At 59.8% G+C, this 21,072-nt stretch carries 22 protein-coding genes and 1 pseudogene; 8 read left to right on the forward strand and 15 right to left on the reverse strand.

Annotated features, from left to right (window positions below; translation table 11 throughout):
• Positions 1 to 23 precede the first annotated feature (23 nt).
• The 7 genes from ABEB25_RS13280 to ABEB25_RS13310 all read right to left on the reverse strand — a co-directional run bounded on the left by ABEB25_RS13280 (position 24) and on the right by ABEB25_RS13310 (position 4,684).
• A complete protein-coding gene (locus ABEB25_RS13280; RefSeq protein ID WP_345736896.1) occupies positions 24 to 668 on the reverse strand; it encodes a hypothetical protein in 645 nt (214 codons plus the stop codon).
• A gap of 70 nt (positions 669 to 738) precedes the next feature.
• On the reverse strand, positions 739 to 1,113 hold the full coding sequence (locus ABEB25_RS13285; protein ID WP_345736897.1) for a hypothetical protein: 375 nt from the start codon (positions 1,111 to 1,113) through the stop codon (positions 739 to 741).
• On the reverse strand, positions 1,110 to 1,403 hold the full coding sequence (locus tag ABEB25_RS13290) for a hypothetical protein (RefSeq protein ID WP_345736898.1): 294 nt from the start codon (positions 1,401 to 1,403) through the stop codon (positions 1,110 to 1,112). The genes ABEB25_RS13285 and ABEB25_RS13290 overlap by 4 nt, the downstream gene beginning before the upstream one ends.
• Positions 1,400 to 1,996 carry an RNA polymerase sigma factor gene (locus ABEB25_RS13295; protein WP_345736899.1) on the reverse strand — a complete coding sequence of 199 codons (597 nt, stop codon included), beginning with the start codon at positions 1,994 to 1,996 and terminating at the stop codon, positions 1,400 to 1,402. The genes ABEB25_RS13290 and ABEB25_RS13295 overlap by 4 nt, the downstream gene beginning before the upstream one ends.
• Before the next feature lie 75 nt (positions 1,997 to 2,071).
• Positions 2,072 to 3,052, reverse strand: a complete 981-nt coding sequence (locus ABEB25_RS13300) for a Kelch repeat-containing protein (RefSeq protein ID WP_345736900.1) — start codon at positions 3,050 to 3,052, stop codon at positions 2,072 to 2,074.
• Positions 2,979 to 3,569 carry a hypothetical protein gene (locus ABEB25_RS13305; RefSeq protein ID WP_345736901.1) on the reverse strand — a complete coding sequence of 197 codons (591 nt, stop codon included), beginning with the start codon at positions 3,567 to 3,569 and terminating at the stop codon, positions 2,979 to 2,981. Before ABEB25_RS13305 ends, ABEB25_RS13300 begins: the two co-directional genes overlap by 74 nt.
• Before the next feature lie 32 nt (positions 3,570 to 3,601).
• On the reverse strand, positions 3,602 to 4,684 hold the full coding sequence (locus ABEB25_RS13310; RefSeq protein ID WP_345736902.1) for an HD domain-containing protein: 1,083 nt from the start codon (positions 4,682 to 4,684) through the stop codon (positions 3,602 to 3,604).
• 144 nt (positions 4,685 to 4,828) lie between these two features.
• Here ABEB25_RS13310 and ABEB25_RS13315 point away from each other — a divergent pair, with 144 nt between their 5' ends.
• Positions 4,829 to 5,083: an addiction module protein gene (locus ABEB25_RS13315; RefSeq protein WP_345736903.1), complete on the forward strand. Its 255-nt coding sequence runs from the start codon at positions 4,829 to 4,831 to the stop codon at positions 5,081 to 5,083.
• A 35-nt stretch (positions 5,084 to 5,118) separates the two neighbouring features.
• Here the strand turns inward: ABEB25_RS13315 and ABEB25_RS13320 are convergent, their stop codons facing one another.
• Entirely contained in the window at positions 5,119 to 6,450 is a 1,332-nt protein-coding gene (locus ABEB25_RS13320; protein ID WP_345736904.1) for a dipeptidase, read from the reverse strand.
• Positions 6,451 to 6,477: 27 nt separating this feature from the next.
• Positions 6,478 to 7,986, reverse strand: a complete 1,509-nt coding sequence (locus ABEB25_RS13325) for a hypothetical protein (protein WP_345736905.1) — start codon at positions 7,984 to 7,986, stop codon at positions 6,478 to 6,480.
• 252 nt (positions 7,987 to 8,238) lie between these two features.
• Between ABEB25_RS13325 and ABEB25_RS13330 the strand changes: the two genes are divergently transcribed.
• Positions 8,239 to 9,282, forward strand: a complete 1,044-nt coding sequence (locus ABEB25_RS13330; protein WP_345736906.1) for a DUF5077 domain-containing protein — start codon at positions 8,239 to 8,241, stop codon at positions 9,280 to 9,282.
• Here ABEB25_RS13330 and ABEB25_RS13335 read toward each other — a convergent pair.
• Entirely contained in the window at positions 9,279 to 10,082 is an 804-nt protein-coding gene (locus tag ABEB25_RS13335; protein ID WP_345736907.1) for a tRNA threonylcarbamoyladenosine dehydratase, read from the reverse strand. The two genes, ABEB25_RS13330 and ABEB25_RS13335, sit on opposite strands and share 4 nt — an antisense overlap.
• Before the next feature lie 99 nt (positions 10,083 to 10,181).
• Here ABEB25_RS13335 and ABEB25_RS13340 point away from each other — a divergent pair, with 99 nt between their 5' ends.
• Positions 10,182 to 10,970, forward strand: a complete 789-nt coding sequence (locus ABEB25_RS13340; protein WP_345736908.1) for an MBL fold metallo-hydrolase — start codon at positions 10,182 to 10,184, stop codon at positions 10,968 to 10,970.
• A 2-nt stretch (positions 10,971 to 10,972) separates the two neighbouring features.
• Positions 10,973 to 12,574, forward strand: a complete 1,602-nt coding sequence (locus ABEB25_RS13345) for a TIGR03790 family protein (protein WP_345736909.1) — start codon at positions 10,973 to 10,975, stop codon at positions 12,572 to 12,574.
• Here ABEB25_RS13345 and ABEB25_RS13350 read toward each other — a convergent pair.
• The 5 genes and pseudogenes from ABEB25_RS13350 to ABEB25_RS13370 all read right to left on the reverse strand — a co-directional run bounded on the left by ABEB25_RS13350 (position 12,562) and on the right by ABEB25_RS13370 (position 17,026).
• Positions 12,562 to 13,345: pseudogene (locus ABEB25_RS13350) on the reverse strand (nucleotidyltransferase domain-containing protein). The gene ABEB25_RS13345 and the pseudogene ABEB25_RS13350 sit on opposite strands and share 13 nt — an antisense overlap.
• 13 nt (positions 13,346 to 13,358) lie before the next feature.
• The gene (locus ABEB25_RS13355) at positions 13,359 to 14,279 is read right to left on the reverse strand and encodes a nucleotidyltransferase domain-containing protein (RefSeq protein ID WP_345736910.1); all 921 of its coding nucleotides are present in this window, start codon (positions 14,277 to 14,279) and stop codon (positions 13,359 to 13,361) included.
• 8 nt (positions 14,280 to 14,287) lie between these two features.
• Positions 14,288 to 14,755 (reverse strand): type II toxin-antitoxin system VapC family toxin, encoded by a 468-nt coding sequence (locus tag ABEB25_RS13360; RefSeq protein ID WP_345736911.1) that lies wholly within the window; start codon positions 14,753 to 14,755, stop codon positions 14,288 to 14,290.
• 2 nt (positions 14,756 to 14,757) lie between these two features.
• Positions 14,758 to 14,997: an antitoxin gene (locus ABEB25_RS13365; RefSeq protein WP_345736912.1), complete on the reverse strand. Its 240-nt coding sequence runs from the start codon at positions 14,995 to 14,997 to the stop codon at positions 14,758 to 14,760.
• 52 nt (positions 14,998 to 15,049) lie between these two features.
• Positions 15,050 to 17,026, reverse strand: coding sequence for a vWA domain-containing protein (locus ABEB25_RS13370; RefSeq protein WP_345736913.1), 1,977 nt, complete (start codon positions 17,024 to 17,026; stop codon positions 15,050 to 15,052).
• A 361-nt stretch (positions 17,027 to 17,387) separates the two neighbouring features.
• On the opposite strand from ABEB25_RS13370, the gene ABEB25_RS13375 reads away from it, so the two are divergent.
• The 4 genes from ABEB25_RS13375 to ABEB25_RS13390 are packed head-to-tail and all read left to right on the forward strand — an operon-like array spanning position 17,388 to position 20,964.
• Complete coding sequence (locus tag ABEB25_RS13375; protein WP_345736914.1) at positions 17,388 to 18,122, forward strand: RNA polymerase sigma factor; 735 nt, start codon at positions 17,388 to 17,390, stop codon at positions 18,120 to 18,122.
• Between the two features lie 51 nt (positions 18,123 to 18,173).
• Positions 18,174 to 19,394 carry a zinc metallochaperone GTPase ZigA gene (zigA, locus tag ABEB25_RS13380; protein ID WP_345736915.1) on the forward strand — a complete coding sequence of 407 codons (1,221 nt, stop codon included), beginning with the start codon at positions 18,174 to 18,176 and terminating at the stop codon, positions 19,392 to 19,394.
• Positions 19,391 to 20,368, forward strand: a complete 978-nt coding sequence (locus ABEB25_RS13385; RefSeq protein WP_345736916.1) for a CobW family GTP-binding protein — start codon at positions 19,391 to 19,393, stop codon at positions 20,366 to 20,368. Before zigA ends, ABEB25_RS13385 begins: the two co-directional genes overlap by 4 nt.
• Positions 20,369 to 20,424: 56 nt before the next feature.
• A complete protein-coding gene (locus tag ABEB25_RS13390; RefSeq protein ID WP_345736917.1) occupies positions 20,425 to 20,964 on the forward strand; it encodes a hypothetical protein in 540 nt (179 codons plus the stop codon).
• Positions 20,965 to 21,072 lie beyond the last annotated feature (108 nt).

Here is a 21,072-nt window from a genome sequence, read left to right on the forward strand (position 1 = left end):
GCTTGCCCGCTAACAGGCCGGTTTTAACGGGAGCTTTTCAGCAGTTCCGAAAGAGGAACGACATCGCCATCAGGGATTTCAGGATCGAACTCACCCCGGGCACGGCGTTTGTCCTCGACCTCTTTGACCTTGGCATCCCGGGCGGCATTGCGTTTGGACTCTTTCTTTTCCTTGCGGGTGGAAGGGGTCATTTCCAGGAAGGTGGAGGAGGATTTCAGCTCGGTGATGCTGGGGTGCTTCTCCTCCAACAAGGTCACCAGCTCTTCGGACAGGCCCCTCCAGACGGTGAACATGCCGTTGGAGACAGGTTGATCAATTACGACGTGGTCCACGACCGTACCGTTCACCATGGTCATGAGGATCTCACCCTGACGCATGCGGGTGACGATGTCCAGCGACTGGGTGCCTTTGAAGTCCAGTTTCAGGGTCACCCCATAGGTGCCGTCGTCCGCCGGGAAAGGATGGATGGCGGACACGCTCTGGGTGCTGAATTCAGGGATGATTTTGAAGATCATGGTCCGGCCGTTGACGTTGCGGCGGAAGATGGTCTTCGGCGATTCCATGTCATTGCCCTGAGAGTGGACGGTGATGACCACCTTCTCCTTATCCATGGATTCACAGGCAGGAAAAAGAACGGCCACCAGGAGGGCGAGAAACAAACGGTGCATATCTGCTAGAAAACCAGAATGCACCCCGCTTTGCAACCCAGGAGACGGATTATCCTGATGCGGGCGAGCTTTACGGGGCGGCCTCCTCTGGGGACTTGGGACGGATTTTCTCAAACTTCTCTTTTTGCTCAGGGGTCAACTCCTGCCGGATGCCCTCCACCGCACGGCCGACGATCTGCCAGACGTTTTTGATGCCTTCCTCCCGCAGGGCGGCCAGTTCTGCCACCGCCTTGTCAGTGTGTACTTCCAGCTTTTCCCGCTGGGCCGCGTCCGGGTGCAGTTTCTCCAGGTGCTTCATGGCAGCCTGTTTCCAGAAGGCGGGATCCTCCTTCTTTTTCTGGATGCCTTTGCTGACAATGAAGCCCAGCGTGAACCCCACCCCGAGACTGAACAGGATGAGCAAGGTGATGAGGCAGCCTGCCTTGGTGCGGGGAGAGTAGCTCATGGCCAGGAAAGCTGCATGGTGACGGCCCGATCCAGCGCCGGTGCTTCGATCCGGGACTCAAACCAGCCGGCAAACGCGTATCCGGCACTCAGGCAAAAGACGACCGCCGTGGCCAGCACAGCCCGCAGTCCTAGGCCATTGAACACGTCCTCCCAGGCCTCGCCTGTTGCCTCGCTCGCATGGGCCAGGACACGGGTGGTGAAACCGTAGGGCAGTGCAGGAAGGTCCGCCGCAGGGCCTTGGCGGGCCTGCTGCGCGAGGTGCAGCCAGCGTTGGTCAAAATCGTTCATGGCTTGTGGAATTCACTTTTCATCGTTTGGCGCGCCAGGGCACGCAGTTTGTGCCGTGCCCGCATGGCGCGCATTTTCACCATGGGCCGTGTCCAGCCGGTGATCTGGGCGATCTCCTGAGTGGAGCGTTCCTCCAGGTCCAGCAGGGTGAGCACCAGACGGTCTGACGGAGACAGCAGGGCGAGCAGTCGGGTGACCACTGCCTTGGCATCGGTACTGGGGGTGGTGGGCGGTTCGGCGTGGCGGTTCAGCAGGTAGTCCATCCAGTCCGCCTCGCCCTCGCTGAGGTCGGCAAAGCGCCATTCCGGCCGCGCCTTTTCCGCACGGAGGGCATCCAGGCAAGTGCGTACGGTGAGGCGACTGACCCAGTGCTCGAAGGGGATGCTGTCGCGCTCGCGATAGGAGTCCAGTTTTTGAAACAGCTTCCCATAGACCTCCTGCATCAGATCTTCCTCGCTCTCGCGCCGGGGCAGATGATTGCGCACCAGCCGCCGCACCAGCGGATGCAGATGGACGACCAGCGCCTCGGCCGCAGCGGCATCGCCACTGCGCACGCGCTGGAGACAGTCCTGCACCTCGAAAGCATCTGGCATCACGATGGCGGGAGTTTATGGAAGAAACGGGGCACACTGCGAGAACAACGTGGCGGCACGTCGCCCGGTAACGGCTTATTTGATCAAGTCCGCCACAGGAATGCGGAAGCAGGCATCCGTGCGGGACTTTTGTTTGTCCTCACCGCCCAGGCAATAGACCTGCCGATCACATACCACGAGCCCCACCATGGCCTTGTATGGCAGCGGTTTGGCAGGGCGGTATTCGTTCTTCCGGAGATCATAGAGAAAGGCTTCGTCCGTGAAGCCCTCCGTGTCGTTTTTGAAACCACCCGCGAGATAGATCAGATCGTCACTGAGAGCCACCGCCGTGAGTCCCCGCACCGCATACGGAAACGAGGGCAGCTTCCTCCAGCTCTTGGTTTCCATGGCAAAGGCGTAGGCATCCGAGGTATTCACCACGACTTGTTTGGCCGCATCCCAATGGGCGCCGCCAAAGATGAAAAGCTGCTCTCCCACCGTGGCAGAAGCCGCGATGCCAATCGGCTGACCGGGGTAGTCCGGGAGAGGCACAACTTGGCCATTGGGATTCAACGCGAAAACAGATTTGGTTAGGCTTGCGAGGTCAGCCGCATCGGGGGTTCCCCCCACGAAGATGAGTTTTTCGCCCATCATCCCGCCCGCAGCCAGCACGGCGGGCTTGGTCTTGGGCAGCCCCTGACGCAGGACCAGATGGCCACCCGCGAATGAGCCCTGAGAATCAAAGCCCTTCGTCCCGGTAGATCCTCCGGCAAAAACGAAACCTTCTTTGGAATGCCCGGCTACCCCATAAGCCATGGATGAGGGCAGCTCCAAGGCGGAGGTCTTCCACTGCTTCTTGACGGGATTAAAAAGATGCACTGAGGACAGCCATTTTTTCTCGCCATTGACCCAGCGGGTGCCGCCTACCACCACCACGTGTCCATGATCCACCCCACAGGCAAAGCCCCCATTCGCCTCTGGCAGCGACGGCAATTTCTCCCACTCAGAGGCTTCCGCCTTCAGCAGGTAGAGAGCCGCCAGCAGGCAGCTTATGGTCAGGATCGGTCGCGCGGTCATAGGCATCCATACGGGTTTCAGGGGTTTTCCAATCAGGCCTCAGGCGAACATCGGCTTTTCCGGAGAGTTCGCCCACGGCACTGGCGGGCCGCAGGTCCTCCGAGCGATGCATTTCCCACCAGCACTGGCCACAGTGATTGTGCGCGTGGTTAATCACAAACCCGGCCTCCTTCATCAGCGGGCCGATCCAGCCCATGCAGTGGTCGCAGTAGTCTGGGTATTGCTGCAGGTCATTGCGGATCAGGAAGCCCTTTGAAGGGCAAGCGTGCATGTCTATGCGGAAGACATCTTCCTGCGCCGTCGTGGTCCAGTCGCCGCCTTCCTCGGCCAGGGTGTGGCCCCAGTATTCCTTCATGCCTTCAAAGCCTTTTCCCACAATCAGGGCCGTTGCATGGCGTTGCGAATCCTCATAAATGGCCTCATGCCAGTAGCTGCGCACCAGCTCATGCCCGCCCTGCTGCTGCAACCAGTCAAAGGTCCACTCATAGTGGCCGCAGAAGTCGTAGATGCCGATCATGAGGGTATCAAACGGGCTTCGGGAGCTGTTGCTTACGTAAGTTCCGTTTCCTCTGCTACGGGTTCGGGCAGGCCACTCACTCGGGCCAAGGGTGACAGCACATTCACGGGCCAAGGCCGGAAGCGTTCGATGATGCCGGGGGCCAGTTCCTTGCCGTTTTGGTACCCTCGGCGCAGCATCTCCATCTTCGCATCAATGTTATCCACATGATGCAGGATGATGGCCTCTGGAGTCTTTGGCAGCACAGGTGAGCCAAATTCATACTGGCCGTGGTGAGAGGCAATGAGGTGCAGCAGATGCATGCGCACCAGATCTCCCGCAGGCTCCAGCATCGTCCAGGCAGGGGCCTCGGGTCGGTCCATCATGTCGCGCCAGAGTTTGTTCACCAGTTCCAGGCCTAACGAAATATGCCCCAACATTTCTCCATGCAATTGATAGGGCTGGCTGAAGCCTGTTTCCGGATAGGTGTTTTCCCACAACTTGCCACAATCATGAAACAACACCCCGGCCACCAGGAGATCGTGATTGAGGGTGGGATACACTCCGGCAATCACCACGGCCGTGCGCATCATTTGCGCCACGTGTTCCACCAGCCCACCCCGGCGGGCATGATGATTTTCCCGCGCCGCAGCGGTGCGGCGAAAGCGTTCGCCATGCTTCTCCAAAAACAGACTGCAGAGTGTCTTCAGCCGAGGATCCCGCATCGCCTCCACCAGCGCTACGATGTCCGCATAGTCCGCCCGCTGCCGCTCCGCCAGATCGGCATCACCGCTGAGAATGACCTGCTTTTCCTCATCATCCAGCAGCCGCATCTGCGGCTGACGTGGCTCAATGCCATACTTACCCGTGTCCACCCACTGCGCCGCTAGCTCGATGAATGTGCCGCGCTGGAGCTGCCGTGCGTCTTGAAACAGTGGGTTGTTATCAAACACTCGCCAGACCATGGAATCCCCCGCGTCCGCCAGCTTCACCTCCAGGAACGGCGCTCCGCCAGAGGTCTGCTTTTCGATGCGGTTATCCACCTGTACATGCACCCGATAAGGCTGCGCCGAAGGACCCGCGATCTGCTTCAGTTGCGTGAGGGTCAAAAGGTCAAGATCAGCGGCATCGTCCATGCCTCAGTCAAAACCGACTCAGGCAGGGGATGCAAGGAAGAACGTGAGGGCAAATGGGAAGGTTGAAGAGATGGGTAAAGCTCGGAAAGGCACTCTCGCCGTGCCCAACTAGACAATTTGTCTTTCGTGAGTTATCATTCACCCATGACTGCGACTTTTAACACCGTTCTTGAACAGGCTCTTCAGTTGCCTGTGGAAGAGCGTTCCCGCATCGCCTCCCGTTTGATTGAAAGCGTGGATGAAGTCGATGATGTGGAGACGAGTCCCGCGTGGCGGGCCGAGATTGAAAGCCGGATGGATTCCATTCGTCAAGGAACCGCCAAACTCATCCCTGACGACGAAGTCATGATCGGGCTTCGGCGCAAACTGGCCGAACAGCGAGCTGCCAAGTCCGCATGACCATTCTCTGGCATGAGGACTCGCGTTCACTCTGTTCACACCGCGTTGGCCTTGACCACACGCAGCATGTTTTCTCCCAGCACCAGGCGGATGGCTTCATCGCTGTGGCCGCGCATGACCATGCCGAGGGTGAAGAGCGGCCAATTGGTCCAGGCGATGCTTTGTTCAGCCTGAGGGGTGGTGATGTAATCATCCTTCGGCCACAGGTGCTCCCAGCGGTCGCCAGCGCCACCCAGGGGTGATGAGCCATCGGGGCGGCGCAGGATTTTGGCTCGTTCTTCTTTCTCAAACCGCGAGGTGTAGGAGATGTCGCAGCCGATGGCAGCGTGCTGGGCCCCGAAGGTTTTGATGACATGATCCAGATGATCCATCAGCGAGTTGATATCCCCTTTGCCGCCCAGGAAACGCGAGATGCAGCACATGCCGACGAGGCCGTCCGTTTCACAAATGGCGCGGATGGCGCTGTCGGGTTTGCCCCGAAAATGGGTGTAGACCTCTGCACAGGTGGTGTGGCTGGCCACCATGGGCTTGGCGGAAACCTTGGCCGCATCTTCCGCCGTTTTCCAGCCGCTGTGGGCCACATCCACAATGACACCCACCTTGTTCATCTCAGCCACAGTCGCTTTGCCGAAATCGCTGAGGCCACCGTCATGCGGCTCGCCTGCCCCATCGCCAATGGGATTACGGCGGTTATACGTCAGGTGCATCATGCGGATGCCAAGCTCATGGAAAATGCGGACGAAACGCAGCTCATCCTTCACGCTGTCCCACTCCATGCGCAGCGGCACCCCATTGCCCGTGAAGCACAGCCCCACGTGCCCGTCTTTTTTCAGAGCCACGATCTCCTCGGCGGTGGTGACCTTGGATAACGCAGGCTTCAGGCCATCCGTGGCTTTGGTGAAATGAGCGAGACGCTTGATGAGCCGCAGCGGATCATTGCCCTCTTCGCCCGCATTTTGAAAAACGCAGGTCACGCCCGCCGCTTTGAATGCCTGGAAAAACTCCTCCCGTTCCCGTTCATTGGAGACTCCCCGGCTCATGGACATGGATTCGCGGAGGTCGCCCAGTTCATCCGACGAAGCCCCTTCACGGATGGCTGCATTGATGGCCTCGCCATCCACGGCAAAGCGGGGTGCAAAGCCATACGATTCAAAGACCACGGAGCTGAAATGCAGCTCCCAGGCTCGTTCGAGTTGTGCCTGGGTGGGTTTCAAAAGACCCAAGGCAATCTCGCGGGGTTTGTCAATCGTGGGGTTACCCGTGCGCCAGATCTCGCGGCTTGCTTGAGCCCGAGTGGAGATGTGGAAGCTGCTAGCCAGGGCAGCCAGCGGCAACTGAGAAAGCAAGGAACGACGAGAAAGGCTCATAAATTCTTTTTGTTAGGCAATAAAACATCAAGGCATCAAGGCTTTCAAAACAGCCACGGCCTTGTCCTCAAAAATCTTTTGCCACTCCGGGGCCACAAGCGCATCACAATCTTCCTGGGCATATCCTGTGTTGTTCCGCTGCGCAACGGTGGCTGCGTAGTAGATGTAGCCATTGGTGTAACCCGCGACAAAAGCATGTGGATCAGCGAAGGCTTTCTTGATGTTAAGGCCGACCTGTACGGTCAGTTCTCCGGGGAACGTGACCATCTTAAAATCTCCCACGCGCAGCCCGGCGATCTCCACATCCAAGGTGGGAGATCCCGCTGCGCGGTTTTGCGCCAAGTGCTTTTTGAGCAGGGCATGATTCGCATTCAGCCGGGTCAGTCGTTCCATGATCTGGATGTTTTGCAGATAAGCCTCCACCGCCGTACGATTGTCGGCATCCAGCTTGGTTAGGGCATCTCGGCCTAACGACTGATCATGCAAATAACTTTGGGCGTAGTGCGAGGGGAAATCCGGCGTCAGCCTTTGCTGGATGAGCAGAGGCAGGAAGGTTTTGAAATTGATGTTGGTCGGCTTCAGCGCAGCCAGGAGTTTGACCTGCTCTGCCTCAATGGCTGCCATGCGTTTCTCCAAGTCCTGCCCCCGAGGCAAAGCGATGATTTCACGGCTGACTTTGATGGAAGCTGCGTCCGAAATTTGGATCTTCTTGGCAGCTTGGATCACGCTCAGGCCCAGCTTGTGCCCCAAAGGTTCTGCATCGGCAGGGCGGCTCACTTCCTTGTAGCGGAGTGGATTGATGTCGCCGCCGCAACCTTGGACAAAGAAAGCCATCGCTCCTTCTCCGAGGCTCTCTTCGATGAACTGCGAAGCATACGCAGGATAGTCCGCCGAGCTGCCCTTATGCGGCGGATTCATGATGGGATGGCAGGCAAAGGAGTACAGCAGGGCGAGGGGCCGCCCGTCTTCACGATCCAGACGCAGGAGACCGATCTGCGGGTCAATGGGCCCCACGCTGGCCACGTCTTCATCCCGGGGCATGGAGTAGGCGCGGCGCATGTCCACCTCGCTGCCGTCCTTCATTTTCAGGCGGCGATTTTCACTGATGCGGTCTTCATGCCCCACCCCGGCACCTGCCTTGACAGGCACCAGCTTGCCCCAGGCCTCTTTTACAGCCTGGGCGACTAGCTGCTCCGTATCCGCACGCACGATGCCGTGACAGTGGCTGGCATTCACCACGATGCTTTCAGGCTTCACGCCTAGCTCCTTTTGCAATTGCATGCGCAAGTTAGCCATGAAGCCGTTGCCGATGCGGCCAATTTCCCCCACCGCCACCGCATCCACTGTGACCAGCACAAGCGTCTCCGCATCACTTCGGATGACCAGGGCCTTGGCAAAGCTGGGATCATGAACGGGCCCGGCTTTGTAGTCCGTAATATCCACCTTGGATACCCCTGCGCGCAGGCCTGCCGCAAGTAGGGGAGACGTGAACAGTGCCAGGAGGAGGAGTAACGTAGGAAGGCGGACAGCAGGCATTGCGCCTGAAAGAACGTGGTTAAATCGAACTTTCAGCACCCACCCGCGCCTGAAAAAGATGTTTTTGTGACCCGCCCCTTTCATTTTCCTGGATACCTTTTGTCAGAAGCTGACAAACAAGTTTGTGGAAGGCGGGCGGAAATCTCTGGCTGGAAATGCGCTATTCGCGCTAAAGAACAGGCTGCTCGTCCGTTGCACAGATGCCGAGTGCCGTGTTTTCAGTCCCTGGCATCGGGCCCACTTCTTTTCACCATGATTCGCACGCCTCTTTCCGTCTTTGTTTTGCCTCTGGCTCTCAGCCTGAGTTCCTGTGGCCCCAAGCCTGAATCCCAGGTCACTCAGGAAAAGGCCCCAGCCCCGCAGGCAGAGGCATCCAAAGCTGAGGACAAACCAGCCCCAGCCGTGGCTGAGACCGCACCTAAGCCAGCGACTGCACCGGCGGTGGAACCAGAAATCCCCTCCCCTCCCGTTTTCAAAACCGCCGTGGACATCGGCGATTTCGGCAGTGCCGAACCTGCCGAGCGTAAGGACATGCCCACCCGCGGCATCGTCGTGATGGGTCCAGAATCTTGGGAGCACAGCAATGGTGCACACTGGGAGACCTACACGGGCACCAAGTTCAAGGCAAAGCGCTGGGGCCGCTACAAGGTGCGTCTCACTTATTCGCTGAACCGTGCCACTCTGGGCATGCAATTCCGCATGGCAAATCTGGTGGTGAAAAAATCACTCGCCAATGCGCCCACCCCCCGCAAAACCTACCTGGGTGAGATTTATGTCGCCCAGCCAGGGGACCTCCCCTTCGCCCTGCTGACGCCGCCGACGGACAACGGCGGCTTCGTCCTGCACGAGCTGGCCCTCATCCCCACCTGCGAAGGCGAGACCCCGAAACAGGCCGAAGACGGCAGCATCACCCTCAGCGCCAAGGACGCCATCACCTGGTCCGAAAACATGCGCTATGAGCCGAAACCTGAGAAGAACTGCCTGGGCTACTGGACCTCGGAAGACGACCTGGCCGAGTGGGAATTCGAGGTCCGCAAACCGGGCCGTTACAAAGTAACCGTGAGCCACGGCTGCGGCGGTGGCAACCACGGCAGCGAGGTGGAACTCCAGCACGCGGACCAGACGCTGAAATTCACCACGCAGGACACTGGCGGCTTCCAGAACTGGAAAGAGCTGCCGCTGGGCGAAATCGAGATCAAGGCCACAGGCAAACAGCGCCTGCGGATCGATCCCGTGAACAAGGTGAAATCCGCCGTGCTGGACGTGCAGAAAGTGGTGCTGACCCCGGTGGGTTAAGCCTCCGCTTTCTCCGCCAGCAAGATGCGCAGCACCTCGGCCGCGATGGCAAAACCAAAGGTGCCGGTGACAAAGGTGGCGGCGCCAAAACCAGCGGCGCAGTCCAGCCGCAAGCCGGCCTCCGTCCCCTGCTCCCGCTCAGTCGAGCAGGAGCCATCGGCCTGAGGATAGACGGCCTTTTCCGAGGAGTACACGCAGGGCACCCCCCAGAGCATCGGCTTGCCCCCAGGGCTTTTGGCAAAGCCATGAACCTCGCGCAGGCGGCGGCGCAATTGCTGCAGCAGGGGATCGGCCCCGGCCTCGCCCAGATCTGCCAGCTTCACCTGGGTGGGATCGCGCCGACCTCCGGCACTGCCAGAAACGACCACGGGAATGCCCAGCGCCTGCGCTTTGGCGATGATGAGGGCCTTGATCTGGGTACTGTCCACCGCGTCCACGATGACGTCGAAACCCGGGGCCAGCAGGCGGTCTGCACTGCTCTCCAGGAAAAACTCCGGCAGTGCCTGCACCTGACATTCCGGGGAGATTTCCGCCACGCGCCGGGCCAGCACCGCCACCTTCGGGTGCCCCACGGTGTGGGCCAGGGCGGGAAGCTGGCGATTGGTGTTAGTGATGCAGACGTCGTCCATGTCCATCAAGGTCAGAGAGCCCACACCGCTGCGGGCCAGGGCCTCCACTACCCAGGAGCCGACCCCGCCCACACCGATCACCGCCACCCGCGCGCCATGCAGCCGCGGCAGGGCCTGCACGCCGTACAGACGGCCAATGCCGCCGAAACGCTGGAGATAACTTTCTGTCATGCCTCCTTCCATAGCCGTAAAAGAAGACAGGCAAGGCAAAAAACACCCGCCTGAATTCTTTGCGTTCTTTGGGCCTCTTTGCAGCTATACCTCCCTCACATGTCTGACTTCACGCTCACCTTCCTCGGCACCGGCACCTCCGTCGGCATTCCGATGATCGGCTGTGACTGCGAGACCTGCCACAGCACGGACCCCCGGGACAACCGGCTGCGCTCCAGCATCTGGCTGAGAACACCGGAGATGAGCTGGATCGTGGACACGCCGCCAGATCTGCGCACCCAGTGCCTGCGCGCCGGCATCCGCCACCTGGATGCGGCCATCTTCACCCACCCGCACATGGATCACCTCACGGGGTTTGACGAACTGCGTCGCTTCACCATCCCGGCAGATCAGTTCATGCCCATCTATGCCATGCCTTCGTGCCTGGCCGTGCTGGAGCGCATGTTTGAGTATGCCTTCAATGGGGAGAATCGGTATCGAGGTTACCTGAAGCCTTTCCCGAAACCCATCCATGGCCCCTTTCACCTCGGCGACACACTGGTGACTCCCCTGCCCGTGCTGCATGGCAAGGTAGAAACCGTGGGCTACCTTTTCACCCGGCAGGAGCGCAAACTCTGCGCCTACATTCCCGATGCCAAGATCATCCAACCCGAGGCGCTCGAGGCCATGGAGGGAGTGGACACCCTCATCGTGGATGCCCTGCGCTACACCGAGCACCCCACCCACATGAGCGTGGCGGAGGCCCTGGCAGTGCAGGCGCAGATCCACCCCCGGCGCACCTTCCTCACCCACCTGCAATGCGAGGTCATGCACTCCCGGGCCGAGCCGCTGCTGCCCGAGGGAGTCAAACTTGCGTACGACGGGCTGGAACTGAACTGGGACCTCTGATCATGGCCGTCTCCCGAAATTCATCCCTTTGGTTAGGCTCCGTTAGGCGAACAGGAATGCTTAGCCTGACGCTGCTAGCCTTCTTCCTCAGTCCTCTGCTTGCCCAGGATCCCGCCCCGGCCCTGGATCTCAGTGGTGAAACCGTGGTGGTTTACAATCCGGACTTCGCCCAGTCTCGGGAGCTGGCCGAATACTACGCCCAGAAACGCGGCATCGCAGCGGACCACCTCATCGGCCTGGAGTGCCCGATGACGGACTCCATGACCCGGCAGCAGTATAACGAACTTTTGCGCAAGCCTTTGTTCGAAGCCTTCGTGCGCCGGGGCTGGTGGCGGCTAGGCCAGCAGGAGCTGAAGGACCCGGCCACAGGCAAGTCCATGCCCGCGATGACCGTGGCCGAGTCTGCCGTGCGTGTGGTGGTGCTGATGCGCGGTGTCCCCTTCCAAATTCAGCGGGATGCGCAGAACCCCAAGAACACGCAGGAAGATGAAGCCAGCGTGGATAGCGAACTGGCCCTGCTAGGCCTGCCGCGCCAGCCCATCGCTGGTGCTCTGCGCAATCCTTACTTCAAGCAGGACATGCGCTTCCAAATGTTCCAAGGCACACCGGGACTGCTGCTGGTCGGCCGGCTGGATGGACCTGATGCGGACACCGTGAAGCGGATGATTGATGATGCGCTGACCGCCGAACAGCAGGGGCTGCGGGGTCGGGCGGTCATTGATCTGGCGCAGAAAACCGGGGCCTATCAGGAAGGTGAAGACTGGCTAAACCGCAGCGCTATCCTCTTTCGCCAAAAGGGCATCCCCGTCTATGTGGACAAGGCGGAGGCCGTGCTGCCCGACCACTGGCCCCTGCCGGATACTGCCTTTTATTTTGGCTGGTACACCACGAATGCCAGCGGGGCCATCGCCAGTCCCTCGTTCAAATTTCAGACCGGGGCCATAGCCTGCCATCTGCATTCCTTCAGTGGGGCTGCGCTGCGTGCGCCAGATCGGCATTGGGTAGGCCCGCTGCTACGGCAGGGGGCCGCCGCTGCGCTGGGCAATGTGTTTGAGCCCTACCTCAGCCTCACGGTCCACTTTGATGTTCTCAACCAACGATTGCTAGAAGGCTACACGCTGGCGGAGGCCGCCTGGAATGCCACGCCGGTGCTCTCCTGGATGAATGTTGTCTGTGGAGATCCTCTCTACCGTCCTTATGCACGCGGTGCGGGCTCTAGCATGGGCGATGGACGCGACCGCGACTACGCCCTGTATCAAGGTACCTCCACTCGGCATCCGGGCGAGGACAGCCGCGAACTGAAACAGGCCCTCACCACCTTAGCCGAAACCCGCAGCAAACCGCACCTGCTGGAACTCACCGCCCTACTTTCCGCCAGCGAGGGCAAGAACACCGAGGCCATCGACCTGCTGGAGCACGCCCTCAGCCTTTACGTCATCGCCTCCGACAAAGCCCGCGCGCATCTGTATCAGGCCCGCCTCTATCTGGATGAAAACCGTCCGGCTGAGGCCAAGGCCACCCTGCAAAAGATGCTGGATGATTCTAACCAAAAGGATGTACCCGCCAGCCAGGCTGCGCGGCTGATCCACAGTCAGATTCCCTGAGCCATTCGCACACGGATGAGCAGGTCGTTGATGCCAGCGCGGGCCACATCCTCCGGCAGTTCCCGCAGCGTGCTCGCCTCATGCGCGGCCTGTAGCATGGCCCGCAGACGCTCAAACTCGCTTTGGTGAAACGCCAGGTCCGCATCATCTAGCGTGCCCTGTTCAGGCCCGGCCAGCTTGCGAGCGATGAGGTCATCGACATACGGCAGACGAAACGTCTCGTTCAGCGTCACCAGATTCGCCTCCACCTCACCCGTGCGCATCATCCAGATGCCCGTCAGCAGCACACGATAGACATACAGCAGCGGCTTCACCCGATGCGGAGATTCTTTCAAAAACAGCTCCCACTGCGTGTACAAAACCCAGGTAGTGATGCGAATGATGACGAGTGATGCAGCCCTTGGCGATCTCCTTTAACTCCGCATGCTCCGGCGTTGTCTGCACGATCAGCGGTGAATAAAGCTGCTCCAGAACATAGCCATTTTTCTTCAGCAGCAGGTTGAAGAACTTCTTCACATCATGGCTGACGATGTCCATCTCCAGCCCCTCGATGATGCGGGAATCCTCCACGGTTTCATGCCGGGCATCCAATCCCAACACTTCCTTGAGCGGCAGCACATGCGCACCCCGCAGATCCACATCGGAATCCGGAGACGGAAAGCCATACAAATGCGCCCCGCTGATGGTCGCAAACAGCAAGGGATAAGGCTGCGCCGTGGTGATGCGCTGAAGCCGGGGATCTTGGACTGTGGCGGCAATGGAAGGTGTCATAAAGAAGGGATGGTTAGGCCGCTTTGGAGCGCCTCGCCGAAATCAACAGTTGGTTAGCCGCTTCATAGTCCGGCCTTTCGGGCAGCTTGGTTTCGGCCAGGGCTTGTTCGAATTCGCGGTGTAGGCGCTGTCGCCACGCATCCACCTGTTCCCAGGTGAGTTCACCGCGCTTCACGGCCAGCAGTTCCTCGCGGCGCTCGCCCACATGCACGGGCACGCGTCCTTCACGCAGGGCTCCCGCTCCGCTCATGAGGAGGCGGAGGAGGTGCATGGCGTGTTTCCAGCGCACCTTTCCTTGGTTGCGCAGGTCCTGCTCGATCTTTTTGAACTGGCTGAGGGCATAGCCGTTGAAGGTCTGGAAGATCATCTGGGAGAGGAACTTGTCCCGGATCGCCAGTAACTCCTGGGCGATGGGCGTGGCCTTTTCTACCAGGGGGGAATAGAGACACTCGAGGATGTTGGGATTGGCCTTCAGGGCCATGGTGAGAAACTTTTGCAGCTCCCAGTAACAGGCCTGCTGCTCATTGTCCTCGAACTGCTCGGGTGCGCCATAAAGCGACCAGTGCAGATCTGCCGGGGCAAGGTAGATGCCACGCAGATCCGTGTCTGAGGTTTCAGTCTCTAGGCCATAGGCCCGCGAGCCGACGATGCAGCGGTAGATGACATGATCCTCCAGCGCAAAGTCCTGCAGGCTGTTGGAGGCGCCCTCCAGGCGATCTTTGAAAAGCTTCAGCACCTCCATCTCGGTCGGTTGCAAAGCGGCCTCAAAACCATCGGGAAAACGCACGAGGTAACGCTGCTCCTCACCGCAGGGAGTCCGCGTGACAATGCCCACAGCCCCGCGCGGATGCACCAGGGCATGATTGCTGCCATGCACGCTGATGAGCGTGACCACCTGCGTGCCGGCGTGGATGTTTTGGGGCTGGTGAGACATGAATGAACTTAGGCGGAAGAGACCGTCCAGTTCTCCACCTTCAGTCCAGGAATGCGAGTGAATTCACCGGTGTTGTTCGTCACCAGCACCGCTTTCAAGGCCATGGCATGGGCGGCAATGAGCTGATCATTTTCACCAATGCTTTTTCCTTTGGATTCCAAGTGATGGCGGATGAAGCCATAAGCCTCCACACAACCCTCCACCGTCCAGTCAAACGCCTGAAAGGCAGACATCGCCACCCGGGTGGCGGCGGCTTCCTGCTCATAGTCTAGGCTATTGCGAGCACCAAACTCCAGCTCGGCCAGAGTGATGGCAGAACAAGCTACCGTATGCCCGGCCTTGGACTGCGTACGGCAAGCCGAAAGGATGTTCCGGGCCTGCTGCACACGCAGCTTCTGGGCCTCAGTCCTGGCGACCCTGATCTTCAGTCCTCTCATCATGTGAATGAGGATGTCTGTATCAAGCAGGTAGATCATCTTCAGTCAGACCATTTGCGTTTCTGAGGCGGCTTTTTCTCACGCTTTTCCACGGCTTTCAGAAACTCATCCGAAAGCTGCTGGCAGCCTTCTTCCACACGATCCCAAGGATCGCGTTCACTGATCAAAATGCCTTCGGAAGTGTGGCGGATATAGACTTCCGGGCCTTTGACACGAAACTCCTTGGGCAGCCGCACGGCCTGGCTGCGCCCGTTTTGAAAAACTTTGGCGATGGCGGTCATGCTTGATCTATACCATTTGGTAGCACCAAATCAAGCCTCCCATTGCACGCCATCACTTCACCTTGATCGGCTGGCGGGCAATCACCTGGTTTTCCTGGGTGGTGTAGCGCAGCTCGAAGTCTCCGGCTTCTTCGGGGGCTTTGATCTCCACCGTGGCGGGGGCATCCAGCACGTAGGCGTAGTTCAGGTATTCATTATCTGCCGCGCCGACTTTGGTGATGGTGACAAAGTCTCCCGTGCCTGCGGGGCCCGTCCAGGCGATGCTGATGGGAGCGTCCTTGGCGACTTCTGCCGGGCCTTTGACGGTGGCCTGCATGGCCGTGAGTTTGATGGGGCGGGTGAACATCACCTTGTTCTGCTGCTCCTCAGTGATGCGGATCTCCATTTCACCAGTCTTGCGTGGGGCCAAGATTTTCAACGGGTTTACCCCACCATCCAACCGCCGGTAGTCATTATAAGCGCCGGGCGAGTCACTTTTTTCCACGATGGAGATGTACAGATTTCCCACAGCGGGGGCTTTCCAGCCGATGGCTACCATGGACCCTGCCATGACCGTTTCGGGAGCTTCCAGTGCCAGCGTGGCGGCCTCCACCTTGAAGGCTTTGCGGGCAAAGGGCTTGATGCTGCCATCGTTGGCATAGCGCATCTCATAGTCACCAGCTTCCGCTGGGGCATTCATCTGTACGCTGTCGCTGTCGGCAGTGGGGCGTGCATAGATTTTGTATTCGCCATCTTCAGCGCCTGCCTTGACCCAGCCGATCCAGTCGCCTCTCTGAACGGGGGCTTTGAACTTCACCGTCATCGGTGTGCTGGTGGTGACGGTGGCGGGCACTTCCAGCGTGATTTGCGGCACCTTGACCTCGAAGGGTTTGGACCGGCCACAGACGACGTTTTGCCCGTCGGCCCCGCGCTGGGTGAAACGCGCTTCATACTTGCCTGGCAGATCTGGGGCGATCATGGCCAGGGTGGCCTCCTTGCCGATGGCATCGCGGAGATTGGGCAGAGCAGAATCTGGCGCATCCACCGGAGCGATGATGATGAGCTGATCTCCCACGCCATTGGCCCCGGAGAACATCAGCGCGAACTCCTGCAGCACAGTGATCTCCTCATTCGGGATCTCGATCGCCACCTTTGGCAATTCGGTGACATCCAGCACGAAGGTATTGTCCGCCGTGCGCGCCACGCCCAGGTCCGTGAATGCACGCCCGGCAGGGGCGACATTCGCCGTGTAGATCCCGGGTGGCAGCTCGCCCGTCCAAGTGCCAGGCTCCTCGCCTTTGGCGAATTTGACGGGCGATTTGTCCGTGCCTGTGAGGCTGATGTCACCCTCCGGCAGGGGCTCGCCGTTCTTCATGACGCGCACCGTGACCTTCAGCTTTTCCACCTTCGGCGGAGCGGCGGGGATGGCGACGGTGGTGGCTGTGGCGTTTTTCAGCGCTTCGGCCAGCTTCATCACGCTATCGGCATTTTCAATGGGAGCCAAGGTGGCAAACCGGGCCGCCACCGCCTTCGGCAGGCCGATGCCGATGATGCGCACATCGGCATCAATGCCGTTGGACTTCAGTTTGGCCAAGGCGGCGGTGACATCGCCTCCGCAGGATTCCTCCCCATCGGTAAAAACGATGACCTGTTTCTTGCCCGGTTTCGTGAAGTCATCGGCTGCCGCATTCAGCGAAATGGCCAGAGGCGTGGCCCCGATGGCGCGGGCTTCTTTGACCAGCTTCAGCATTTCACCCCGCTGAAACCCTTCGATGGGAACGACCAGGGCGGTGTCCTCACAGGCCCCGGGTTCGCGGTGGGATACTTTGGAACCGTAGAGACGGAGGCCGATGTGCAAATCCTCCTTCTCAGGGGCCGTGGCGATGAATTCACTGAGCACCTGCTTGGCCGCATCGATGCGGTAGCGGCCATCGGCCAGCTTGTTCCACATGGAGCCGGAGCAGTCGAGGATGAGTTCGACGGAAACGGGCTCGGCTTGGAGGCTGAGAGTGGCAAGGCTAAAGCATGCCAGAAGGGAAAGACGGCTCATAAGGATAGTCAGGAAAAGATAGCCTGTTTGAGAAACTATTGTTACTCCATCCCTCCATTTTTTGCCTCATTTGGCCTATCCGAGAGCGTTTTTAATTTTTCCAAAATCGAAAAATTTTGCTCTGGATGCTGGCGTCGAAGCAAAGTTATCTTGCGCTAAATAAGCCTTTTCTTTAACCGTAATAAAGAAGGCTGATTTCACACAGAATCATGCTCTCGCGACGCCCATCCAGACGAAATTCCTGCCGAATGGCGGACCTTCGACTTTTTCTCCAGGTTGTCTCCGGGCCGCCTGAGAGAAAAAGGGAGGAGGGCATGAAGGCCCTGTCATTTATTGGGGCCTCGTTTGGGCCGTTCAATCCATGAACAAGCCGGACCCATTTTCCCCCGAAGCAACTTGCCCACCTACCCAATGGAGCCTGATCCGGCTGGCGGTGGATGGCACGGAGGACCAGAGGAAGACCGCGCTGGAGATGATCTGCCGCATTTATTGGCTGCCGCTGTACGCGTTCCTGCGCAGTGCAGGCCGCAGCCATGAGATGGCGGAGGACATCGTTCAGGAGTTCTTCCTCCGACTGCTGGATGGGCGACTGCTGGCCAGCGCCACCCCGGAGCGGGGACGTTTCCGCTCGCTCATCCTCACCGCACTGAAAAACCTGGACCATGACCTGCGGCGAATGGAGCAGACGCAAAAGCGCGGTGGAGGCTGCGAGGTGATGTCGATCGACATGACGGGTGCGCAGGATTTCTGGCAAAACCAGGAGGCCAGCGAGGCCACGCCTGATCAGGCCTTTGACCGGGCCTGGGCCATGACCCTGATCGACCGCGCCGCCCATCGGCTGAAGCAACATTTTACTCTCGAGGGGAAGGAGGCCCTCTTTGCCGAGCTGTATCCCCGCATCCTCGGTGAAGAAACCGAGGACGGGTTGGCTGCCGTGGCGAACCGGCTAGGCATGAGCGCCGCCGCCATCAAGGTGGCCGCCTTTCGCATCCGCCGCCACTACGCTGAAATGCTGCAGGAGGAAGTGCGCCGCACCGTCATCACTGCGGAGGAGGCCAAGCAGGAGTTGCTGCACCTGAGAACGGCTTTTCGCTGAGTTGTATTTGCAAATAACTTGCGCTTAATGAAAGTGCAACTTATTTGCCTTATGATCACTCCACCCCCTTCGCGTCTCCCTGTCACCGTTCTCTCGGGTTTTCTCGGTGCGGGCAAGACCACGCTGCTGAACCACATCCTGCGCAACCGCGCGGGCCAAAAGGTGGCCGTGATCGTCAATGACATGAGCGAGGTGAATGTGGACGCCCTGCTCATCCAATCTGGCGACGCCCAACTGAGCCGCTCCGAGGAAAAAATGGTGGAGATGAGCAATGGCTGCATCTGCTGCACCCTGCGGGAGGACCTGATGCTGGAGGTGGGCAAACTGGCGCGGGAAGGCCGGTTCGATGCCCTGGTGATCGAGTCCACCGGCGTGTCTGAGCCGATGCCTGTGGCGGAGACCTTCACCTTCGAGGATGAAAGCGGCCATTCCCTCTCCGACCTCGCGCAACTGGACACCCTGGTCACCGTGGTGGATGCGCGGAACTTCCTGAACGACTACCACAGCACGGAAGACCTGCAGGACCGAGGCCAAGGAATGAGCGAGGAGGATGGGCGCACTCTCGCCCACCTGCTGACGGACCAGATCGAGTTCGCCAATGTCATCCTCATCAACAAAACCGACAGCGTGGAACCGGAGACGGTGGAGGAGATCCGGGGCATCATTTATGCCCTCAACCCCAAAGCCAAGGTCCACCTGACCCGGAACTCCGAAGTGCCGCTGGAACAAGTGCTGCACACCGGCCTCTTTGACATGCAGGAGGCGGAGCAAAGCCAGGGCTGGCTGGACTCCCTCCAAGGCCACACGCCAGAGACGGAGGAATATGGCATCAGCAGCTTTGTTTTCCGTGCCCACCGCCCCTTTCACCCGCAGCGTTTTCATGACCATCTCAAAACTTCCTGGGAAGGGGTGGTGCGTGCGAAAGGCCTTTTTTGGCTGGCCACCCGGATGGAGCTGGCGGGCTTTGTTTCCCAGGCCGGTGTGCTGCGGGATACGCGTGCCCTGGGCTTTTTCTGGTCGGCGGTCGACAAGAGTGAGTGGCCCACAGACAAGGCCAGCCTATCGGAAATCCAGGCCAACAGCCGCGAACCCTACGGCGACCGCCGCCAAGAGATCGTGATCATCGGTCGGCACATGGATCAGAAATCCTTGGTGTCCGGATTGGAGGCCTGCCTGCTGACCGAAGAGGAATACGAGGCTGGTCCGGCCTTCTGGCAATCCCTTCCTGACCCATTTCCTCAATGGATGCCCAGCCCGGAGGAAAGTCCGTGAGCCGCATCCCTCTCGTCCTCATCACAGGCTTCCTGGGGGCTGGCAAAACGACTTTTCTGCGAGCCCTGATGACGGCCCTCCAGGCACGCAAAACCGGCTTCAGCGTGGTGGTGAATGATTTCGAGAATGCCGAGGTGGATGCCACGCGGCTGCGTTCCTCTGACGCGACCGTCACGGCCATCAACGGCTCCTGCGTCTGCTGTTCCTCACTCCATGAATTCATGGCGGTGCTAGGTGATATCGAAGTGCCGCGGGGTGGCGTTTTGCTGGTGGAGGTCAATGGAGCCTCCGATGTAATGTCGCTCATCGCCGCGATCACCGCCCGCCATGAATGCCGCCGCTTCACCTCCCCGCTGCAGGTGACCGTGGCCGACGCCCAGCGCTGGCAGAAACGCAGCCCGCAAGATGAACTGGAACGTGAGCAGGTGCAGACTGCCACGCACAGCGTGATCACCCATGTGGAAGAGGTGAACGAGGAGCGGCTGGCACAGGTGCGGGCAGCAGTGAAGGAGCTGAGCCCACGCGCGGTGGAGTGCAGCGCAGAAAGCCTGGCGGACTACCTGCGGCTGGTCGCTGCCACAACCCGTTTAGGTAGGCAGGATGTGCCGAAAAAGGCGGCCCTGCTGCAGCCAGCCATGCACCGCCACCATCATGAGGGGGAACGGGCCTTTACCTCCATGCGAGTGGACCTTCCATTTGTGGTGAGACGTGCCGACCTGGAGCAGACCCTACGAGAGCTGCCGGAGGAAGTCGTGCGGGTCAAAGGGCTCTGCCGCCTCGCCGAGATTCCCACCGTGCCGCTGTCATTCCAGCACGTGCGCCCGCAGGCGGAGACGTGGTTTTTGCCCCTGCTGGGCACCCAGGGCATCGTGCCCACGGGCGTCATCATTGGCGTCGGTCTACCTGCCGGAGAGATCTCGGCCCAGTTCCAGCGTCTGCCTGCGGCGGATCTTCTGCCAGATTACCAGCCGTGAGGGAACCGCAGCCCCGGACTTGCCAGAGGCGGAGGAATGGCTGAAAAACAGTCCGCATGAGTGAATCCCGCCCCAGCGATTCCCCCCATCCTGAAAACCGCAAACCCGCACGCCAGCGCCCCGCACGACCCGAAGACTCTGTGCCCGAGTCCGCGAGCCGGGCCATCCCGAGCGAGCGGGCGCTAGAACGCCTCATCCAAGGCCAGGAGAAGCCTGACCTGAAGCAGATCCAAACCGTGGTGGGCAAGCTGCAAACGGTGATTGCCGACTACCTCGACAGCGGCAAGCCCCTCCAAATCACCCTTTCCGCCTTCGAGATTCTCAGCGCCCTGGAGGCCGCCATCCAGGAAGCCGACGGGCGGCCCAGCCCCTGGCCCGACGGGGCCGATGCCCGCACTTTCTTCATCCACGGGCTCTACGACGAGATCATCCAGCAGCCCAGCAACATCTTCGAGACCCGGCTGTTCCCGGATGGCAGTGAACGTTATGTGCCGGTGAGCCGGGCTGTCTGGAAAGCCTGCTTGGAAAAGCTGCGGGGCGGCATTGTCGAAAAGGGCCTGTCGCTCGCCCAGAAGCGGGGCCGCCCAGGTGCTTGAGATCGACAGAGGTCAGAGATTCATGCAGTCGGCAGCGCCCCAGGGCTCCAGGTTTTGCAACTTTTTGTTAGCCAGGACAGCGTAGCAATCCGGCAAACCAACCAGGCC

It is taken from the genome of Prosthecobacter algae, assembly GCF_039542385.1.
GTDB lineage: Bacteria > Verrucomicrobiota > Verrucomicrobiia > Verrucomicrobiales > Verrucomicrobiaceae > Prosthecobacter > Prosthecobacter algae.

Coding starts and splice junctions, on each gene's coding strand:
- ABEB25_RS13300 (WP_345736900.1), bottom strand. CDS start 3,052: ATGACCGCGCGACCGATCCTGACCATAAGCTGCCTGCTGGCGGCTCTC.
- ABEB25_RS13295 (WP_345736899.1), bottom strand. CDS start 1,996: ATGCCAGATGCTTTCGAGGTGCAGGACTGTCTCCAGCGCGTGCGCAGT.
- ABEB25_RS13340 (WP_345736908.1), top strand. CDS start 10,182: ATGTCTGACTTCACGCTCACCTTCCTCGGCACCGGCACCTCCGTCGGC.
- ABEB25_RS13365 (WP_345736912.1), bottom strand. CDS start 14,997: ATGACCGCCATCGCCAAAGTTTTTCAAAACGGGCGCAGCCAGGCCGTG.
- ABEB25_RS13320 (WP_345736904.1), bottom strand. CDS start 6,450: ATGAGCCTTTCTCGTCGTTCCTTGCTTTCTCAGTTGCCGCTGGCTGCC.
- ABEB25_RS13360 (WP_345736911.1), bottom strand. CDS start 14,755: ATGATCTACCTGCTTGATACAGACATCCTCATTCACATGATGAGAGGA.
- ABEB25_RS13325 (WP_345736905.1), bottom strand. CDS start 7,986: ATGCCTGCTGTCCGCCTTCCTACGTTACTCCTCCTCCTGGCACTGTTC.
- ABEB25_RS13280 (WP_345736896.1), bottom strand. CDS start 668: ATGCACCGTTTGTTTCTCGCCCTCCTGGTGGCCGTTCTTTTTCCTGCC.
- ABEB25_RS13310 (WP_345736902.1), bottom strand. CDS start 4,684: ATGGACGATGCCGCTGATCTTGACCTTTTGACCCTCACGCAACTGAAG.
- ABEB25_RS13355 (WP_345736910.1), bottom strand. CDS start 14,279: ATGTCTCACCAGCCCCAAAACATCCACGCCGGCACGCAGGTGGTCACG.
- ABEB25_RS13375 (WP_345736914.1), top strand. CDS start 17,388: ATGAACAAGCCGGACCCATTTTCCCCCGAAGCAACTTGCCCACCTACC.
- ABEB25_RS13315 (WP_345736903.1), top strand. CDS start 4,829: ATGACTGCGACTTTTAACACCGTTCTTGAACAGGCTCTTCAGTTGCCT.
- ABEB25_RS13290 (WP_345736898.1), bottom strand. CDS start 1,403: ATGAACGATTTTGACCAACGCTGGCTGCACCTCGCGCAGCAGGCCCGC.
- ABEB25_RS13335 (WP_345736907.1), bottom strand. CDS start 10,082: ATGACAGAAAGTTATCTCCAGCGTTTCGGCGGCATTGGCCGTCTGTAC.
- ABEB25_RS13390 (WP_345736917.1), top strand. CDS start 20,425: ATGAGTGAATCCCGCCCCAGCGATTCCCCCCATCCTGAAAACCGCAAA.
- ABEB25_RS13345 (WP_345736909.1), top strand. CDS start 10,973: ATGGCCGTCTCCCGAAATTCATCCCTTTGGTTAGGCTCCGTTAGGCGA.
- zigA (WP_345736915.1), top strand. CDS start 18,174: ATGATCACTCCACCCCCTTCGCGTCTCCCTGTCACCGTTCTCTCGGGT.
- ABEB25_RS13330 (WP_345736906.1), top strand. CDS start 8,239: ATGATTCGCACGCCTCTTTCCGTCTTTGTTTTGCCTCTGGCTCTCAGC.
- ABEB25_RS13370 (WP_345736913.1), bottom strand. CDS start 17,026: ATGAGCCGTCTTTCCCTTCTGGCATGCTTTAGCCTTGCCACTCTCAGC.
- ABEB25_RS13285 (WP_345736897.1), bottom strand. CDS start 1,113: ATGAGCTACTCTCCCCGCACCAAGGCAGGCTGCCTCATCACCTTGCTC.
- ABEB25_RS13305 (WP_345736901.1), bottom strand. CDS start 3,569: ATGATCGGCATCTACGACTTCTGCGGCCACTATGAGTGGACCTTTGAC.